Genomic DNA, 19,968 nt, shown 5'->3' with positions numbered 1-19,968 from the left:
TAAAAAAGTAGAGAATATGGCACATCAACATCATCACGAAGCGTGCAGCTCATGTGAGCATAAGCATGAGCACCATCACGAGCACGAACACAGTCTGAAAGAACAGCTGGCACTCATCATTGTGACTGCTGTATTGCTCATCGTGGCCGTTATCATCGAGAAAAACACCAGTCTCACCACATGGCAGTTGCTGCTCGTCTACCTGGTACCCTATCTGCTCATCGGGCACAACACCCTGAAAGAGGCCGTAGAGGGACTGCTGAGCGGTGACGCCTTCAACGAGCATTTCCTCATGTCGATAGCTACCATCGGAGCACTCTGTATCGGATTCCTGCCCGGAGCCGAAACGGAATTCCCTGAGGCGGTATTCGTGATGCTGTTCTTCCAGATAGGTGAGCTCTTTGAGGGATATGCCGAAGGGAAAAGTCGTGACAGCATTGCCCACCTGATGGACATCCGTCCTGACGTGGCTCACGTAGAAATTTCAGGAGACAAGGAGACAGGGACACATGGAGTCCAGGACGTATCTCCGGAGGCAGTGGCTGTTGGTTCAGTGATCGTGATTCGTCCAGGCGAGAAGGTTCCCCTCGACGGTACGATTATCGAAGGCAGCACCTCGCTGAACACCATCGCCCTGACGGGCGAGAGCCTGCCTCGTGAGCTGGAGACCGGCGATGAGGTCATCTCCGGTTGTGTGAACCTCTCTGGCGTCATCAAGGTTCGCGTAACGAAAGCCTTTGGCGAGAGTACCGTCTCAAAGATACTGAACCTTGTGGAGCACGCCACCAACAGCAAGTCGAAGAGCGAGACGTTCATCACACGTTTCGCCCGTATCTATACGCCAGTAGTGGTGTTTGCAGCTATTGCCCTGGTAGTCATCCCTACCCTGTTCGGAGGCGCTTTTGCCACTTGGCTCTATCGTGCGCTGATGTTCCTGGTAGTGAGTTGTCCCTGTGCTTTGGTAATCAGCGTTCCCCTCACCTTCTTCGGAGGTATCGGCGGCGCTTCGCGTAAGGGTATCCTCATCAAGGGCGCCAGTTATATGGATGTGCTGGCACAGACCGAAACGGTTGTGTTTGATAAAACCGGTACGCTCACCCATGGACAATTCGCTGTCGAGGCCGTTCACCCCGACCAATACGACGAGCGGCAGCTACTTCATCTTGCCGCCCATGTGGAGCACTATACCACCCACCCAATTGGTGCAGCCCTGCGCGACGCCTTTCCTGAAGAGGCCAGCGACGGCTGTGAGGTGACAGAGGTTGAGGAAATCGCCGGTCACGGCATACGTGCCCGTGTGGGCGATAAGATGGTGAGTGTGGGCAACACGAAGATGATGGAAAGCATCGGAGCAAAGTGGCACGACTGCCATCATGTGGGTACCATCATTCATGTAGCCATCGACGGACAGTATGCCGGCCATATTGTCATCAACGACAAAGTGAAAGAAGACAGTGCTGAAGCTATTGCATCGCTCAAGGCGCTGGGTATCAGCAAAGCCATTATGCTCACAGGCGACCGTAAGGAGGTGGCTCAGCACGTGGCCAGTCAGCTGTCACTGACGGGATACCATGCTGAACTGCTACCAGCCGACAAGGTGGCTTTCATGGAACGCGAGTTGGCTGCTTCGGAAGCCAAGGTTGCCTTTGTCGGCGACGGCATCAACGATGCCCCCGTTCTGGCTCGTGCTGACGTAGGTATTGCTATGGGCGGTCTGGGAAGCGACGCGGCCATCGAGGCAGCAGACGTGGTACTGATGGACGACAAACCTTCGAAGATAGCCCTCGCCATCCGCATAGCCCGACGCACCTTGGCCATAGCCCGCCAGAACGTGTGGTTCGCCATCATCGTCAAGATAAGCGTACTGATTCTCGCCACCTTTGGTCTTGCCACGATGTGGATGGCCGTTTTCGCAGACGTCGGCGTCACGGTACTGGCTGTCCTCAATGCTATGAGGGCGCTGAAAAATTAAGGGAAAAAGCTATCGCTTAGCACTCGTGTCGCGGATAACAAGCTTCTGCGGCACGATTTTCTTATAGATCTTCGTATCGCCGTTGATGTTCTTCAACAGGAGCTTGCATGACTCGATGCCCATCTCATGGCTCTGATCTTCGATGGCCGACATGCGTGGCGTCACATAACTGGCATGCACATCGTCGGTAAAACCTATCAGTGCCACATCGTCGGGAATACGGAGCCCCTTGTCTTTTATGGCAGAGAAGGCTGCGAAGGTAATAATGTCATTGAAGGCCAATATGGCGTCAGCATGATTGTCCAGCAGCTTTTTCGTGGCCTCATAAGCCCAGTCGTAGTCTATCTTCTCACATATCACCAGGTTGCGGTCAATGGGGATTTTATTCTCCCTCAGAGCCTCCAGATATCCGTGCTTGCGACGACGCACCATATCCAGATGGTTCGGGCCACCGATAAAGGCAATCCTCCTGCTACCCGTATCAATCAGATGCTGGGTGGCCTCTTGGGCTGCCACGTCGCCATTAGCCATCACGCTCGAGAACCGGTCCTGCAAACAAGTACGGCCAAAGAACACCAGGGGGATACCCATTTGGGCTATCTCTTCAAAATGGCTGTAATCTGTGGTGTTCTGCGACAGACAGGCTATGATACCCTCTACGTGAAGACTGATAAAGTTATCAATAGCCCTCACCTCAGCCTCGCTGTCTTCATGGGTATTGGCACTAATCACCGAATAGCCCGCCTTACGCGCCTCATCCTCAATACCGTCGAGCACAGCAGCATAATAATGGGTCACCAGATTGGGAACCACCACACCAATAACTCTCGGGGCTTCTTTTCTCAAGCTTTGGGCAAAGGGATTAGGTCTGTAATTCAACTTCTTGGCAAGCGCTTTTACTTTTTCCTGCATCTCCATGCCAATCTCTGGAGAATTACGCAGGGCTCGGCTAACAGTAGCTATACTCACACCCAGTTCCTGGGCAAGGTCTTTCAACGATGTACGACGCTTATGATTTGTCATATGTTGATTACAAAAAAAGATGGTTCGGATGCAAAGATACAAAAATAATCTTAAATTGCAAACGTTTACGTGTAATTTTAGTTTAAAACACTTGCATTTTGAGAATTTTCGTCGTACCTTTGCACCAGCAAAAATGAATGAGTAATGAATAGTTGATAATAAGTTAGTTAGAAAAGGTAAAAGCAAGACTGTCGTGATGACACTCTTGCTTTTTTATTTTTCTATGAGAAAACACTCAAGTACTCTTACTTATAGCACTCAAAGATGCTGGCAATAGTCTGTTGGGGAAGCTTCTTCGTCATCAGACTGACAATCCATACTACAGGGAAACCGCCAACCATGGCGATAGCACCACAGTTAATGGGGTTGATAGGATTGCCGATGAGCATATTGACAACCGTCAGACCTACACCCCAGACGAAGCAGGCCCATACGCTCTTCGGAGTAACGCCACGCCAATAAAGGCCCAACATAAAGGGAGCCAGGAAAGCACCGGCAAGAGCGCCCCATGAGATACCCATCAGCTGAGCGATAAACGTTGGCGGATTCAAGGCTATCAATAATGAGATGGCTATGAAGAACATGATGAGCACACGCATCACAATCACCTTACGACGCTCTATCTTCTCTGCCACGATATCGTCGATACTACCATCCTCTACCTCACCAGGCAACGACTTCTTGTCGCGATATATCAGGTCGAGGGTCATCGTTGACGATGAGGTGAGCACCAGAGAAGCCAGCGTAGACATAGAGGCCGACAAAACCAGCAAGACCACAAGGGCAATCAATATGTCAGGCAAAGTGATAAGCATGGCAGGGACAATCGAGTCGAAGGCTATCTTGCCATTCGCTCCGATAACGGGTTCATAGAGACGTCCGAAACCTCCGAGGAAATAACAGCCGCCAGCCACGATAAAGGCAAAGACCGTTGAGATGACTGTACCACGCTTGATGGCGGCTTCATCCGTAATAGAATAGAACTTACCCACCATCTGTGGCAAGCCCATCGTACCAAGCGAAGTCAGGATGACCACGCCGAGCAGTCCCCACGGATCAGGACCGAACCACGAAGCGAATCCGCCGTTTACAGCAGGATCGGCATCCGAGGGAATCAAAGCCAGTTTATCTACAGCGGCCAAGAGACCGCCCTGAGCATTGAGAACGGCTACGATAACAGCAACAATACCGAAGAGCATAATGATGCCCTGTATGAAGTCGTTCATGGCTGTGGCCTTATAACCACCCAGAATCACATAGACAGCCGTCAGAACAGCCATAATCACCACACAATACTCGTAGGGAATACCGAATCCCATCTCGAAGAGGCGTGAGATACCGCTATATACACCAGCTGTGTAGGGAATCAGGAACACGAAGGCAATAACGGATGCGACAACACGCAAGCCCTGATCGCTGAAGCGGGTACCAAAGAAGTCGGGCATCGTACGGCTCTCGATATGCTGGGTCATCAGTTTGGTTCGCCGACCTAAGATGATCCATGCCAGAAGCGAGCCGATAATGGCATTACCAATACCTATCCACGCACTCGACAATCCGTATTTCCAGCCAAACTGTCCGGCATAGCCGACAAAGACTACTGCCGAGAAATAAGAAGTACCAAAGGCGAAGGCCGTGAGCCATGGACCAACGGCACGCCCGCCCAACACAAATCCGTCAACACTGCTGGCCTGCTTACGGGTATACAACCCCACACCAATCATCACGGCCAGGAAGATGATGGTCAGAGTAATCTTTATAATCATAGTTTCTTAGTTTCTATTTAGAATGCGACTTGGACCTGGGCCTGAAGCCAGTTATAGTCCTTTGAACTGATATTCTCACCACAGAGGCAGCGGGTGTACTGTAACTGCATACGGCACTTCTTGTAGAACCAGTACTGCAGACCGAGTGTCAGATTGGTCTGTTCCCATCCGTCCACCTTAGTATTACGGTCGAAGGTCTCACCGCTGGCTACGACATCAAGTGCGTCGACTACAGGAATACAGACGGTAGCATAACCACCACGCGAGCCAACCTCGCCATCCTGACCACCGAGCCACTCTGCACGGATAGAAGCAGGACGGGCCTCCTTGTATTTACTTCCTGTGTAGGCCTGAGTCTTATACTCTACGCCTACGCTGTAACGATTGCGCTTATAGTTATCGCCTACCTGTATATCAGGATTCCAGGCAGCATTACCTACAGCACAGCCTGTACCCAGATAGCCCGATGTCACAAAACGGAGTCCTGGCATGGGACGCAGTTCGAGTTTGGCAATAAAGTCTTTCTGATTGTTCTGGTCCTTACGATTGATACCCTGACCGCTCATCAGGGCCAGTTCGTAGTGTACCGCTCCCTTAGCCAGATCACCATACACCTCAAGTCCCATATCACGACCGTAGTTCACGCCGTTCAGCGGATCGGGGCCTTCACCAGCCAGATAGAGCACGGCTTGTGAATAGACATCAATCAGTTCCAACTGTGTGGGCGAGAGCGGGTTCTCCATCGAGTAAGAGTGCTTGAACTGTCCCAGACGGACAGTCATCTCATTGCCTTTTGAAACTCTGTAATCGGTATAGAACTCCTGAACAACACTCGAGAAGTCGTGCATAAACAGGAACGACCAGCGGTCGGTGATACGTGCCTTTGCCCATAGTAGCGTACGTTTAAGGTTGTAGGCATTGGTTTTCTTGCCATTAGGATCCTGGTATGACCAGCCTCCCTGAGCATAACCATTCAATGTGATACGACTGGTGAGGTCGTCCATCCAGTTCACCTCGCCATCTTTCTTCTGTTGCCCCATAGCTGCAACACTGCTGAACACTGCCAACATCATGGCGAGTGTCCTACGCTGAGCGATACGGCTTATCCGAACGCTCAATCCGCAAGTTTTCTGTTTCATTTTGTCATTGTTTATGTTGAAATTTAGGTCCTTGCGGCGGCAAAAGTACAATAAATCTATCAAACAGACAAAGATTTTGGCAAAAAACTTATCATTTAAAAGAAAACCCCGCTCAAAGGAGCGAGGTTTTTACTTTAGCGGGGAAGACGCTTCTACTTGAATATCTTCTGAGCGAACATCGTCAGGTAGATACGCCAGTTACGCCAGATATGTCCGCCGTCGGTCTCTACATACTCATACTTATAGCCTTTGCTGTCCCAATAGTTGCGCAGGTCGACTGTGCTCTGGTAGAGGAAGTCGGTCTTACCCATACCCATCCAATAGAGTTTGGGCTTGCTACCGAAGAGCTTTGCACTCTGCTGAGCAAAAGTAGGACTGTTCTCAATCTGCTTGGCAAACGAAGCCTCATATGTACCATTCTCCAAGTGCAGACCAGCTGAGAAAAGACCGAAGTAATCGAACTTATTAGGATAGAGCAGACTTACATGGAAGGTATGTCCACCACCCATCGACAAACCGCAGATAGCACGATGAGAACGATCCTTCAGGGTGCGATAGTTGGCATCCACATAGTTTACGATATCCATAAAGCTCTCAGGGATAGAAGCTGCGGCAGGAGCTGTAGGACCTGTGCCTCCGTCGCGGAAACCTGGTGTGTACATACCCCATGACCACTCGCCAGGAGCAGCCTGACAGTTAGGATTACCATTAGGCATTACCACAATCATGGGCTTGGCCTTTCCTGTAGCAATCAGGTTATCGAGAATCTGTGCGGCACGTCCGAGTTCGCTCCAGGCATTCTCATCGCCACCAGCACCATGCAACAGATAGAGCACTGGGTACTTACCACCCTTATCGTAGCCGGCAGGGGTATAGATAGTCATTCGGCGCTGCATCTTCAGCGTAGGACTGTTATACCAAACCTTGCTCAGGTTGCCGTGGGGCACCTCGTTCACCTTATACAGATCGCCCTTGTCGCCCTTCTGGTCGCTTACGATGAAGATGTTGGTAAACGAGACGATGTCGCGGTTCACATAGATATTGGCAGGGTCCTTCACGCCAGACATACCGTCGATATTGAAGGTATAGCTGTACATCTCAGGAGCCAGCTTATCGGTGGTATAGCTCCACACACCGTTCTTTCCCTCCTTCAGTTCTGCCACGCCAGGAGCATCATAAGTGCCATAGCCAGGCACCTCAATAGCCTGAGTGGGCAAGAAGTCGCCCGTTACCTCAACCTTTACGGCTTTAGGAGCAAAGAGATTGAACGTCACTGTTCCATCGGCGTTAACGATGGGTGATTGTACACTGGCACTGTTGAAGAGTTTCTCCTGTGCCTGAGCGCCAACGCAGCACATAGCTGCCAGCGCTAGAGTCATGATTTTTTTGTTCATACGATTGTTACAATGCTATTTAAAAATACGTTGTGCCAATTGATGTAAATTATTGCGCCAAGTGTACCATGTATGACCGCCAGGAGCGGTGTAGTACTCGTATTTAACGTTGGCAGCATTGAAAAGTTTAAGCGTAGCCAAACCATTCTGATAGGCAATATCCTCAGGATCGCCCTGTGTAAATACAAGCTGGCGCACATTCTTCTTAATACCATCGGCAGCTTTGTTAAGACGCTGGCGATAGCCCTCGAACTGCTCCTTCTGGGCAGGGAACCAACCAGCGCTCAACACCCAGAAGTATGCGAACTTATCGTTATCGTTAAGAATGGTCTCCATCGTTTCCATACCACCCATCGACAGACCGGCCATCGCACGATGCGCTTTATCAGCAACTACACGATAGTTATCTTCGATATAAGGAATGATGCTACCTACAAGGTCCTGCTCGAACAAAGGCACCTCGTCCATCATGTTCTTAACAGGGATTGAACCATTTGGCATCACAACCACCATAGGTTTCATCTTACCTTCGGCCATCAGGTTATCGAGGATGTTTCCTGCACAGCCCACACCAGGCCACGAAGCATCGTTGTCGCCACCGCCATGTATCAGATAGAGCACAGGCAGCTTGTCGGCGTTTTTTTCATAGCCAGCAGGTGTCCATACATGCAAACGGCGCAAGCCTTTTAATACCTTACTATAATAATAGCGCTGCGCAATGGCACCATGAGGGATGTCGGCACGCATATCATAGAACTGCTTGCCATCGCCGATATTTGCCAAAGCTGATGTCTCAGCTGAAAGTGCGCCTTTAGGATCCTGTACCTTCACCCCATCGATGGTAAAATTATAGCGATAAACGCCATCCTTCAAATCGCTTACTACAGCGGTCCACACACCATTATCGGCCTTAGTGAACTGCAAGGGTTTGCCCCAAGGCATGGCATCGCCGCCGAAGCCTACCTGCTTGGCATTAGGGGCATAGATACTGAAAGCCACATTACCATTACCCAGGTTGCGAACAGGTTGTAGTGTATCGTTAGGTGTTGCCTGCGTCTGCCACTGTGCCATCATAGGCACAGCGCAGAATGCCAGCGTTACTATTGAAAAGAGATGTTTCATTATCGTTTTAATAAGTTCAGTTTCACATTGGGTTGCAGCACGTTGTGTACCTTCTGAGTCCATGCCTTCACGTTGGCCGACACCTTGGCCTCTACGTCGCTGGCCGATGAGCAGATCAGGAAGTCATAACGTCCGGCATCGGTCTTCCAGGCTGAAGCTTTCTCGTTGAACGAGGCCATATCCTGGGTCTTCAACTGCATGGTCACCACCTCGCTCTCGCCTGGCTGCAACAGACGGGTCTTGGCATAGTTGCGCAGCTCCTTGGCGGGCTTGTTCAGCTTCTTGCTGTTGGGGGCAGCCACAAAGAGCTCAACCACGTTGCGTCCCGCACGGTCGCCTTTGTTCGTCACCTTTACTGATACGGTATAGGTGTCGCCCTCAACCTTCACAGCAGCATCGCTGTAACCAAAGGTGGTATAAGAGAGACCGTAGCCGAAGGGATATGCCACAGGCTTACCAAACGAGTCGAAATAGCGATAGCCCACATAGATATCCTCTTCGTAGTTGGTGAAGTCGATATTAGCCTGAGGCTTACGCTCCTTCTGAGCCTGGTCCTTGTTGTAGCCCCACATGAACATGGCACCCAGCGTCTTATCATCTACCTCGCCAGGGAAGTTCTTATCTGCATAAGCGTCACCATAGTTAATCTGGAAGGTCATGGGCAGCTTGCCGCTGGGGTTCACCTTACCGCTGAGCACGTCGGCCACACTGAAGCCGCTCTCCTGTCCGCCCTGCCAGGTACACACCAAGGCGTCAATCTGACTCTGCCATGAAGCCACGTCGATAGGACTGCAGATGTCGAGCAATACAACCACCTTCTTGCCTTTGGCGTGATAAGCCTCGCTCACCTGCTTGATGAGCGCCTTCTCACCTTCCTTCAGATAGAAATCGGTAGCATTACGGTCGGCAGCCTCTCCGCTCTTACGACCCAACGAGATGATGGCCACATCAGAGCCATCGATGGCAGCAGCCATTTCCTCGGCAGTAAAGCTCTTTTCCTCAGCACGGGCTGGGGGCATCAGCGAGAAAGCGGGACGGCCATTGGGGAACAGGCGTTTCTCCTCATCGGCGATGTGTTTCAGATAGGTACTGATAAGGGGCTTGTACACCTCATAGCCGGCACTGCGCAGACCTTCGACAAGCGACACTGTGTAGTGACCTACTGTAGTACCGCCGAAGCCAGAGCCGCCCGATATCCAGTCATAACTTGTGCATCCGAAGAGAGCCACGCGTTTGCCTGTAAGAGGCAGAATGCCATTGTTGCTGAGCAGCACGATACCATCGGCACCCACCTCACGCACCACCTGGGCATGAGCCTTCAGGTCGGGTTCATTACTATACTGATAGCCCTTGAAGTTATGTGTCTTCACGATATACTCAAGAATACGCTTCACGTTGGCGTTGAGCACGTCCATCGAGAGCTCACCGCTCTTGGCAGCCTCCAGAATGGCCTGATACTGCCTGTCGTTACCCGGCTGCAGCATATCGTTGCCTGCCTGCATGGCGGCCACAGCATTGTCGCCCGCATTCCAGTCGCTCACATACATACCCTTCCAACCCCACTCGTCGCGAACGATGGTTGTCAAGAGGTCGCGATTCTGCAAGGTGTAAGGGCCGTTCAGCTTATTATAAGATGTCATGATGGTCCAGGGCTCACCCTCCTTCACAACAATCTCGAAGGCTTTCAGATAGATTTCACGAAGGGCGCGCTGCGACATCTGCGAGATGTTGCTATTACGGTTCGTCTCCTGGTTGTTGGCAATGAAATGCTTCGGACAAGCTGCCGTTCCCTCGCTCTGCACGCCACGCACATATCCGGCGGCAATGGTACCTGAGAGATAGGGATCCTCTGAGTAATACTCGTGGTTACGACCACAGAGGGCATTGCGAATCAGGTTCATCGAGGGAGAGAGAATCCAGTCGAGTCCGAACTCACGCACCTCGTTGCCGATGCCCTGTCCCACTTTGAAGGCGGCCTCACGATCCCATGTCGAAGCAAGTGTCATCGAGGCAACAAAGTCGGTGGGATAATAGTCGCGATGATCCCAGTTGCGGTGATCCTGCATGCGCAGTCCCTGCTGGGAATCGGCACAATAGGTTTCGGGAATACCCAGACGGGCAATGCTGAAGGTGCTACCAGCCGTACCAGGGAACTTCGCCTCGTCGTTGAAATGCATGCCACAACCAAGCACCAGATGACACTTCTCTTCAAGCGTCATGGCGCTCAGTACTTCGTCAATGTTATCCGCTCTTAGCTGTTGGGCAGACAGACGAAGGCTGTAGCCGCTCAGAGCGACTACAGCCACAACTACCAAATTAATCTTTAGAATCGAATTCTTCATTTGTTGTTTTTATCGTTTTTGTTATTATATGATTGTCGACGCGCTTTTATTCCAGCTATCGCAGACGACTGCAAATGTACGAAATCTTTTTCGATCGGCGATGCAAAAGTAGATAAAAAACACAAAAAACGCATTCTCCTGTGTTCTTTTGTTTTTCTGCCCTGTTCAAAAGCGTCTGTTTACTTTCGTATTTGTTCAAATCTGTTTCAATTCGTTCAAATGCGCTCCGTCCGGCGTCTGTTTTTAACGATTCTATTGAATATATAGAGCAATACGTCGCCCAATACTGCATATCCGGTTAACACGCCGTCAAAGGGTGGCAAGAATAATTGTTTTGGCCGACAGAAATAAGCCTTCACTATGACAAAGATAATCCTATCAGATGTAATATAGATTATTTTGCCTAGCAATTTAGACTAAATTGCAGAGTAAAATAGACTAAATTGGTTGGCAATTTAGTCTATTTTGCATTCAAAGAGATAGTCTCTGTCAATAAGCGGGCCGTTCCATGCCAGCCAAAGCGCTATGATATGACAACACCGCAAGCTACCTCATCAATACATGATACAACATAGAAACGCTAAAGAGAGCTAATCAACAGATGCTTTATATTGAAAAAAGAAAAACAGCCCCCGCTCAACATGAGCGGAGGCTGCTATTATAAAGACGTATAAACGTTGACTTAGCGTTTCAGGAGGTTCATCGGGGCCTGGGGCTTCAAGACGTTGTGAACCTTGGTCTGCTGGCCTTTAATGGTTGCAGGGAGCGTGGCCTTGATGTCTTGCGATGAAGCAGCGACATGGAACTGGTATTCTCCTTCGGCAACAACCCAGGCAGAAGCCTCTGCATCGAAAGAAGCAAGATCGGCAGCCTTGACCTTCATTGTCACCATCTCGCTCTCACCAGGCTTCAAGTCCTTGGTCTTGACATAGGCTTTCAGCTCCTTGACAGGCTTATTGGCGGCTTTGCTGTCGGGGGCAGTAGCGTAAAGCTCAACAACCTCCTTGCCTTCATGACTGCCCGTGTTGGTAATCTTCACTTTGACGACAATATCATCGCCGTTTACCTGACAGCTGGCACCTGTGTAAGAGAAGGTCGTGTAGCTCAGACCAAAGCCGAAAGGATAGCTCACAGGAACATCGAAAGAGTCGAAGTAGCGATAACCCACGTAGATGTCTTCTTCGTAGTCGGTATAATCGACATTCTTCACGTTGGCACTCTTTGAGCCCTGGTTAGTCATATCGATGCGGGGATCCTGATCAATGGGGAAGTTCTTTGAGCTATAAGCGTCGGAGAACTTCACGGGCCAAGTCATGGTGAACTTACCAGAGGGCGACTGACGACCGCTGAGCACGTCAACCACACTGTTACCACCTTCCTGACCAGCCTGCCATGCACAGAGAATGGCATCAGGAAGAGTGTTCCATGAAGCAGTCTCAATGACGCCACCGATGTTGAGCAGTACTACCACCTGCTTGCCTGCCTTGTGATAGACATCACACACTTGGGTAATCAGCTGGCGCTCCGAGCTGCTCAGATTGAAGTCGGCAGCCTTACGGTCCATGAACTCACCAGAGATACGACCCAGAGTGATCACAGCGATATCGGAAGCCTCAGCCTGCTTGGCCAGTTCATTAGCAGAGAACAGCTTCTCGGCAGGTAGCGGACGTGGCATGAAGCGGAGCAGCATAGCATTCTTGGGATCCTTCTTAGCAGCCGCCTCAATCTCGGCCTCAACCTTAGCCTTCTGCTCTGCAGCATAGGTAGCGTAGGCAGTCTTCAGTTCCTCAGAAACAGTATAGCCACCATTCTTCAGACCATCGAGCAGAGAAACGACATAAGCGTGGTTTACATTACCAGAACCTGTGCCACCAGCGATGAAGTCGTAAGAGGTGTTACCATAGAGGGCTACGTTCTTCACACTCTTGGCAAAGGGCAGAGCCTGATTATTCTTCATCAGCACCATTCCCTCGGCAGCACTCTGACGAGTTACCTGAGCATGAGCCTTGAGGTCGGGCTTGTTAGAGTACTGGTAGCCCTGGAAGCGCGGACTCTTCTCCACAAGATTCAGCGTGCGCTGGACACTGCGGTCAAGATCAGCCTCAGCCAGTTTGCCACTCTTCACACCAGCCACAATACTGTCGAACTGCTCTTTCTTACCAGGCTGCAACATATCGTTACCTGCCCACATCTGCTTGGCACCGTCCTTACCACCAAACCAATCGGTCATCACGGTACCCTCGTAGCCCCACTCATCGCGGAGGATTGTCTCGACTAGATCCTTGCTCTCTGAGGTGTAGACTCCGTTAATGTAATTATATGAGGTCATCACTGTCCAAGGCTTACTCTCCTTGATAGCTATCTCGAAGCCTTTGAGGTAGATCTCGCGGAGGGCACGCTGGGAAATGTGCGCATCGTTGTTCATGCGGTTGGTCTCCTGATTGTTGGCAGCGAAATGCTTGATGCTGGTACCGACATCGTTCTTCTGCACACCAGTGATATAGGCAGCTGCTGTCTTACCTGCCACAACAGGATCCTCACTGTAATACTCGAAGTTACGCCCACAGAGAGGGTTGCGCATGATATTGAGAGCAGGAGCCAGAAGTACATCGGCACCATATTCCTTCACCTCCTCACCGATGGCCTGACCTACTTCCTCTACCAGCTGAGTGTTCCAAGTAGAAGCCAACAGGGTTCCGATGGGGAAATGCGTACAATAGTAGGTGGCAGAATCGCCTTCACGGGTTGGGTCGATACGAAGACCAGCAGGGCCATCGGCCAATACAACAGCGGGAATACCCAGAGAGTCGAGAGGATAAGTAGTACCTGCAGCACCAGGTACGAGACTGCGGGTGGCACCAATCACAGCATCATTGCCGCTAAAGCCTGCCATACCAGTACCAATGACGAAGTGGGCTTTATCTTCAAGTGACATCTTTGCCATCACCTCTTCCTGGTTGATAGTGTACTTAGGAGCCACCTTGTCAGCAGTGGTACAACCCACTGCCAGGGCTGCAACTGCAAAAAACAGAATAGATTTGTTCATAGATAAAAAATTTTAGGAGACAGGGAGACAAGGAGTACAGGGAGTCCAAGACATTACTTGATGAACTGTGGGAAGTGGCAGAGCTATTGTCCTGCACTCGGCTTAGCCGCTTTGCTTGTCCAAGAACTCCTTGAACTCCCTGTACTCCCTGTCTACTAGTCTCCTTATTAATTAATTATTTAAAAAGTAACGGAGTGAACTCTGAGAGATAGATACGCCAGTTGCGCCAGATGTGACCTCCCTCTGTCTCGAGATAGGTATACTTGTGCCCCTTAGAGTCGAGATAAGCACGCAGGTCGTTGTTGTTCTTAATCAGGAAGTCAGTCTTACCAATACCAATCCAGAAGAGGTTGGGCTTCTTGGCGAAGAGAGCATCGATCTTCTTGTCACGGTCTGCGTATATCTCAGCATGGCCGTTAGGATCGGGCTGATTCTGATCGACAGCTGCAGAGAACAAGCCGACGTAACCGAACATATCGGGATTGTTGATAGAGACGAAGAGGCTATGAAAGCCACCCATCGACAGACCCGCGATGGCACGATGGGCTTTGTCCTTTTTCACGCGATAGGTCTTCTCAATGAAATTAACCACATCAGGGAAGGCGGTCTCAAAGCTACCTTCCATGGTCTTGGGAAGCATCATGGTAGGTACACGGAAGCCTTCAGAGGTCTCACCTGGGCAAGCCTCCTGCGAGATATTACCATTGGTCATCACCACGAGCATGGGCTCAGCCTTGCCCTGGGCGATGAGGTTGTCGAGAATCTGAGTGGCACGGCCTAGCTCACTCCAGGCATTCTCATCGCCACCGATACCGTGAAGCAGGTAGAGCACGGGATACTCCTTACCGCTGGTCTCATAGCCAGCAGGGGTGTAGACTGTACAACGACGTGTAAGACCGGCGGTAGGACTCTCATACCAAACCTTGCTGACAGTGCCGTGAGCCACCTTATTGACCTTGTAAAGATCGGAACGGGCATCACCACCGATGAGCAGCACGCTGAACAGGTTGTTGATGTCGCGGATATTGTAAACATTCAGCGGATCGATAATCTTTACGCCATCTACAATCATATTATAGGTGTAGAGTTCTGGAGCCAGGGGGGCAGAAGTAAAACTCCACACGCCCTTATCATTCTTCACGAGGTCTACCACACCTGGAGTCTCATAGGTATTGCCACCGAATTCAACCTTCTTAGCAGGCAGGAAGTCGCCTGTAATCTGTACCTTCTGGGCCTCGGGGGCTATCAGGTTAAAGCTAACGGAGTTGTCTGCATTAACCACGGGGGATGCCACCTGTGGGCCCTGTCCCCAGCTGAGGTTCTGCTGAGCCTTTGCTGCCATTCCGATAAAGCAGAAAGCAGCGATTACAAAAAGTTTTCTCATATTACTAATCTTATTTAGTTATTGAATGGTGCAAAGATAAGAAATTTTTCCGATATCCCTGCACCATTCTATGTTAATAATTACCAACCCGCGTTGGGCTGCATGTTTGGATTGAGCTCAAGTTCCTTCAAAGGAATAGGCAGAAGCATGTTCTTATCCTGGAAGCCATACTTGTCATTGTGCCAGTTCCACTGAACGCCAGATGTAGTGAAGGCAGGCACGTCCTTACCCTGATTTCCCATAGCAGTCTTGGCATCACCCCAGCGTACAAGGTCCTGATAGCGCACACTTTCGTTACAGAGTTCCAGGCGCTTTTCCGTCTTGATATCTTCGAGGGTTACACTGGCCAGAGGAGTCTCCTTGGCACGTATACGAATCTGGTTGACATACTCAAGAGCCTTGGTGGCATTGCCTGCCTGCAACTGTGCCTCAGCAGCCATCAGCAGAACCTCTGCATAGCGCATCACCTTCAGATCGATGAACTGAACGCCTTGGAAGAACATCTGATCGACAACACAGTCTTCTTTAAGCGACTGGTTCTTCCAGAAGAAGTATCCCTCACTGCCATAAACGCTGGCACCCGGCTGTACGTCAACACCAAAAGCCTTGAGCTGATCGTAGGTCATGATCGACTTGCTGAGGCGATAACCATCAGCGCCCTCCCAGGCAACGAAAGCATCATAGAGCGACTTGCGGGGGTTAGAAAATCCGTAGGTACCAAGAGCCAGTTTCATCATAGCCTCACCACCATAAGTGAGCACACTGGTGCGCCAACCCTGCATGAGGTAAAGCATGTCGAACTGGTTCCACATCTGCTCTGGATCGTAACGCTTCTGGAGTTCGAAGAGCGATTCGCAGTTATTGTTAGCAGCTGCATGGAACTGGGCGTCGTACTCACCCTGATAGAGGGCATACTTGTTTGAGCCAATCACATTCTCGAACATAGCAGCGGCCTCGCTGTACTTACCCTGGAAGAGATAGGCCTTACCCAACAGCGCCTGAGCGAACTCTTTGGTTACACGGATACCCGTCTCCTGATCGTTTACATCGCTTTTTGAGGGCAGCGTTCCACTGTTGATAGCCTCTGTGAGATCCTGCTCAACGAAAGCCCATGTGTCAGCAGCAGTGCCGTTAGCCTGACGATATTCGCTGGCAGCCAACAGATGATCTACCTTTGGAGCCGTGCCCCAGAGGGTAACGAGTTCGAAATGCCCGAAAGCACGGAACACCTTCGCCTCGTTGATGGCACGCTTCATCACAGCAGTCTCACCTTCAGTCTTATCGATAATCAGGTTGGCCTTGTAGATAATGCCATAGAGCCCAGAATAGAGGCTCTCTATCATACCATGGTTAGAGTCGAAACGATACTCATTGAGTTTTTCCATCTCACCATTGTCACCACGCTGACCACCGCCACACCAGATATCGTCGGAAAGCAGGTTCTTGACGAAGAACCAGTTGTAATAGTTGCTACGCATCTCGAGATACATAGATGCTGTTGCGGTATTGATATTCTCGTCGGTAGTGTAGTATGTATCCATACTACCCATGTTGCCGTGTTTCTCAATGTCGAGTTCACTCTCACAACTGACAGTCATCAGCGACATCACACCCAGCAATGCGATATATAATTTATTCTTTTTCATTGTCGTTAAAGTAAAAAGTTAGAATTCAATATTGAAACCAAGTACCACCTTCTTTGAAGTGGGATAAGCACCCTTGTCGACACCCATACCTGTGGTAGTGTTGGCAGCAGCTTCCGGATCGAAACCGGGGTAGCTTGAGAAGGTGAAGAAGTCATCGAGCGATCCATAGACACGGGCGTTGCTGATACCAACCTTGCTCAACACGTTCTTTGGCAGTGTGTAACCCAACTGGATCTGTTTGATCTTGAAATAGCTTCCGTCGTAGATCATAGCGCTTGAGTCAACATACTTGTCCATGTCGTTAGCGCCCGCACGGGGCTTTGTACCTGTGGTGTTTGTCGGATTCCAACGGTCGTCGTAGAGCACTTCCTTCATCTTATTCGATGTAGCGTAGTCAGGACGGTTGATACAATTGAATATCTTATTGCCGTGAGAGCCTGTACCGAATACGGTGAGGTCGAAGCCCTTGTAGGCAGCATTCAGGGTAATACCATAAGTAAAGTCAGGAATGGCATTTCCAATATCAGTCAGGTCGTCGTTGTTCACCACGCCATCGCCATTGATATCCTTAAACATGGGATCACCAGTCTCTGGATTAATCTTGTCGAACTCGAAGCCACGGAAATAGTATACGGGATAGCCCTGCTCGAAGTAGGTGATAGTGTAGGTGTGGAACGTGCTACCAGCCAGACGGGTTATTGAAGGATCAATATAAGTCACCTTATTACTCAGCGTAGAGAGGTTTGCACGGATGCCGTAGCTGAAGTCGCCAATGTGGTCTCTCCATCCTAATTCAAACTCAAACCCTTTGTTCTCCACATTACCTGCGTTGATAGGTGATGTAGCGCCACCGATAACCAGCGAAGGCGTTGTGTTCCAAACCAGCAGGTCTTTTGTCTTCTTAGTGAAGTAGTCGACGCCGAAGGTCAGGCGACCACCCATCAGAATACCATCAAGACCGAAGTTCAGCTGTTCTGAAGTCTCCCACTTCAGGTCTTCATTACCCATGGTTGAGGGAGCTGCTGCCTGTGTATACTGGATACCAGAGCCGAAAGGATAGAGCCCACCCAGAGCGATATCGGTACTATAGCTGTAACCACTGAGTGCAGAGAGGCTACCGTTCTGGCCCCAAGAGGCACGGAACTTCAAACTGTCGAAGGCTTTTTTCAAAGGAGCAAAGAACTTCTCCTCGCTGATGGTCCAACCTACTGATACAGCGGGGAAGTAACCCCAGCGTTTCTTCGGAGAGAGTTTTGAAAGGTCAGCAGCATCAGCACGGAGTGAAGCCTGCAACATATAACGACCCAGGAAATCATAACCCAGACGACCAAAATAAGAGAACTTGGTGCTGCTGGTAGTCTCACCGCTAACACCCTTCGTTGCTGAGGCGTTGGCATAGTTCAGGTAGTAGAACAGGGGATCGTTCTTCTTGATGGCATCCTCACCATTAGAAGTTAGCTGACCCGTTACATAATCATAGCTTGAATCCTGGAACGACATACCCACCATAGCACTTACTGTGTGGTTGCCAAAAGACTTCATATAGTTAGCAAAGTTCTCCCACTGGTAATAGATTGTAGTGCTCGAGGTGTTGCTCTGATCCACATAATCGCGGCTCTGAACGGCATTGCCAAAGAAAGGCAGTGAGGTAGAAGAAGAGCGTGTTCCTGTAAGACGATAACCAAAGCGTGAAGTGACAGTAAGGTTAGGAATCAGCGTAAAGTCACCATAGACTGATCCCGTTACATTAAAGCCAGAATTCTTATTCAGTCCATTATCGCGCATAATCATAGGATGATACTGCTCACCATTGTAGAACTGGCTCACACCATAGTAGTTATCATTCCCGTCCTGTAAGAATGTCTTGCCCATGGCTTGATACGCCTGAAGGTTCGCAGGCAGTTCTTTACCATAGGTATCTGGAGTCAGAGGATCCATCATGAGCACAGCTGTCAACAGAGAGCCGTACTCATTATTGGTAGACACCTGACGGACATTGTATTTCTCTACCTGATTGGTGGTACCCACTTTCAACCAGTCTTTAATCTTATATTCACCATTAACGGTGGCTGTAAGACGCTTATAGGTGTCTGCATCGCCTTTTACAATACCGTCATTATTAAGGTATGAAAGAGCCAGATAATAGTTCCCTCGATCGTTACCGCCAGTGAATGAGAAGTTATGCTTCTGCATGTGACCATGCGTGAAGGCCACGTCAGTCCATTTTGTATCTGTCTTACCATCCCAATTGGCATTCATATAGTCCTGTGTAAAGAGGTTGCCCTCCACCATATACTGCATATATTCCTTAGCATTCAGCATCTTGGGGATGCGAGCCAGACTCTCATCAGTCCACATGAAGTCGTAGGCAATCTTACCTTGTCCTGCCTTACCCTTCTTGGTTGTGATGAGCACTACACCATTACCGGCTTCAGCACCGTAAATAGCAGCAGAAGCAGCGTCTTTCAGAATTTCCATCGAGGCGATAGTGGCAGGGTCGATACCACTAATGTCGCTCAGACGTACACCATCGACCACATAGAGGGGCTCGCTGCTTTTATTAGAAGAATAACCGCGCACACGTACGGTGGGTGATGAGCCAGGGGCTGCTGAGGTTGAGATAATCTGTACACCAGAGGTCTTTCCCTGCAAAGCCTGTTGCGCGTTCGAGATGGTACGGTTCTCCATATCCTCAGGCTTTACTTGCGAGATGGCACCTGTCACACTACTCTTTTTCTGAACACCATAACCTACTACAACGACTTCATCGAGTACTTTGTTATCGGGCTGCAGACGAACGGTCATGCCATTCTTAGCCGCCAGCTCCTGTGTCTCGTAGCCAATGTAAGAAACAACGATGGTTTTTCCCGCGTTCACGTTAATGGTAAAACGTCCATCAAAATCTGTAATCGCTGCATTCTGGCTATTAACCTTGTCAACGATTGTCGCACCGATCACGGGTTCACCGTTCTCGTCGATCACTGTGCCCTTGACTCCTTGGGCGAAAGATGTCACTGACATAAATAATGCCATCAACACCATCAGTAAACTGATCTTTTTCATTTGCAATTGTTTTGAGTTAAATGTTAGATAATACTTTGGTTTGATTAAATTTTCGACGGCAAAGGTATATA

The 19,968-nt window shown here is 49.9% G+C and carries 11 protein-coding genes; 1 reads left to right on the top strand and 10 read right to left on the bottom strand.

Going from position 1 to position 19,968, the window contains the following annotated elements; translation table 11 throughout:
* Window positions 1-94 precede the first annotated feature (94 nt).
* Window positions 95-1,972 (top strand): heavy metal translocating P-type ATPase, encoded by a 1,878-nt coding sequence (locus BMX82_RS07970; protein WP_091768573.1) that lies wholly within the window; start codon window positions 95-97, stop codon window positions 1,970-1,972.
* Between the two features lie 9 nt (window positions 1,973-1,981).
* On the opposite strand, the gene BMX82_RS07965 is transcribed toward BMX82_RS07970, so the two are convergent.
* From BMX82_RS07965 to BMX82_RS07920, 10 genes are all read right to left on the bottom strand, one after another.
* Entirely contained in the window at window positions 1,982-2,995 is a 1,014-nt protein-coding gene (locus tag BMX82_RS07965; protein WP_036910341.1) for a LacI family DNA-binding transcriptional regulator, read from the bottom strand.
* A 245-nt stretch (window positions 2,996-3,240) separates the two neighbouring features.
* Entirely contained in the window at window positions 3,241-4,761 is a 1,521-nt protein-coding gene (locus BMX82_RS07960) for a sodium:solute symporter family transporter (RefSeq protein WP_036910339.1), read from the bottom strand.
* 17 nt (window positions 4,762-4,778) lie between these two features.
* Window positions 4,779-5,900 carry a porin gene (locus tag BMX82_RS07955; protein ID WP_143058345.1) on the bottom strand — a complete coding sequence of 374 codons (1,122 nt, stop codon included), beginning with the start codon at window positions 5,898-5,900 and terminating at the stop codon, window positions 4,779-4,781.
* A gap of 152 nt (window positions 5,901-6,052) precedes the next feature.
* The gene (locus BMX82_RS07950; protein WP_036910335.1) at window positions 6,053-7,294 is read right to left on the bottom strand and encodes an esterase; all 1,242 of its coding nucleotides are present in this window, start codon (window positions 7,292-7,294) and stop codon (window positions 6,053-6,055) included.
* Between the two features lie 15 nt (window positions 7,295-7,309).
* Window positions 7,310-8,416 carry an alpha/beta hydrolase gene (locus BMX82_RS07945; RefSeq protein ID WP_091767671.1) on the bottom strand — a complete coding sequence of 369 codons (1,107 nt, stop codon included), beginning with the start codon at window positions 8,414-8,416 and terminating at the stop codon, window positions 7,310-7,312.
* Window positions 8,416-10,758 carry a beta-glucosidase gene (locus tag BMX82_RS07940; protein WP_177172050.1) on the bottom strand — a complete coding sequence of 781 codons (2,343 nt, stop codon included), beginning with the start codon at window positions 10,756-10,758 and terminating at the stop codon, window positions 8,416-8,418. The genes BMX82_RS07945 and BMX82_RS07940 overlap by 1 nt, the downstream gene beginning before the upstream one ends.
* Window positions 10,759-11,440: 682 nt before the next feature.
* On the bottom strand, window positions 11,441-13,804 hold the full coding sequence (locus BMX82_RS07935) for a beta-glucosidase family protein (RefSeq protein ID WP_091767668.1): 2,364 nt from the start codon (window positions 13,802-13,804) through the stop codon (window positions 11,441-11,443).
* A 175-nt stretch (window positions 13,805-13,979) separates the two neighbouring features.
* Entirely contained in the window at window positions 13,980-15,188 is a 1,209-nt protein-coding gene (locus BMX82_RS07930) for an esterase (RefSeq protein ID WP_231622181.1), read from the bottom strand.
* Between the two features lie 80 nt (window positions 15,189-15,268).
* On the bottom strand, window positions 15,269-16,834 hold the full coding sequence (locus BMX82_RS07925) for a RagB/SusD family nutrient uptake outer membrane protein (protein WP_091767665.1): 1,566 nt from the start codon (window positions 16,832-16,834) through the stop codon (window positions 15,269-15,271).
* 18 nt (window positions 16,835-16,852) lie between these two features.
* On the bottom strand, window positions 16,853-19,897 hold the full coding sequence (locus BMX82_RS07920; RefSeq protein WP_091767662.1) for a SusC/RagA family TonB-linked outer membrane protein: 3,045 nt from the start codon (window positions 19,895-19,897) through the stop codon (window positions 16,853-16,855).
* Window positions 19,898-19,968 lie beyond the last annotated feature (71 nt).

The organism is Prevotella sp. khp7 (assembly GCF_900109055.1).
In the GTDB taxonomy this organism is placed as follows: Bacteria; Bacteroidota; Bacteroidia; order Bacteroidales; family Bacteroidaceae; genus Prevotella.
This window is presented reverse-complemented; position numbering and strand designations above follow the sequence as displayed.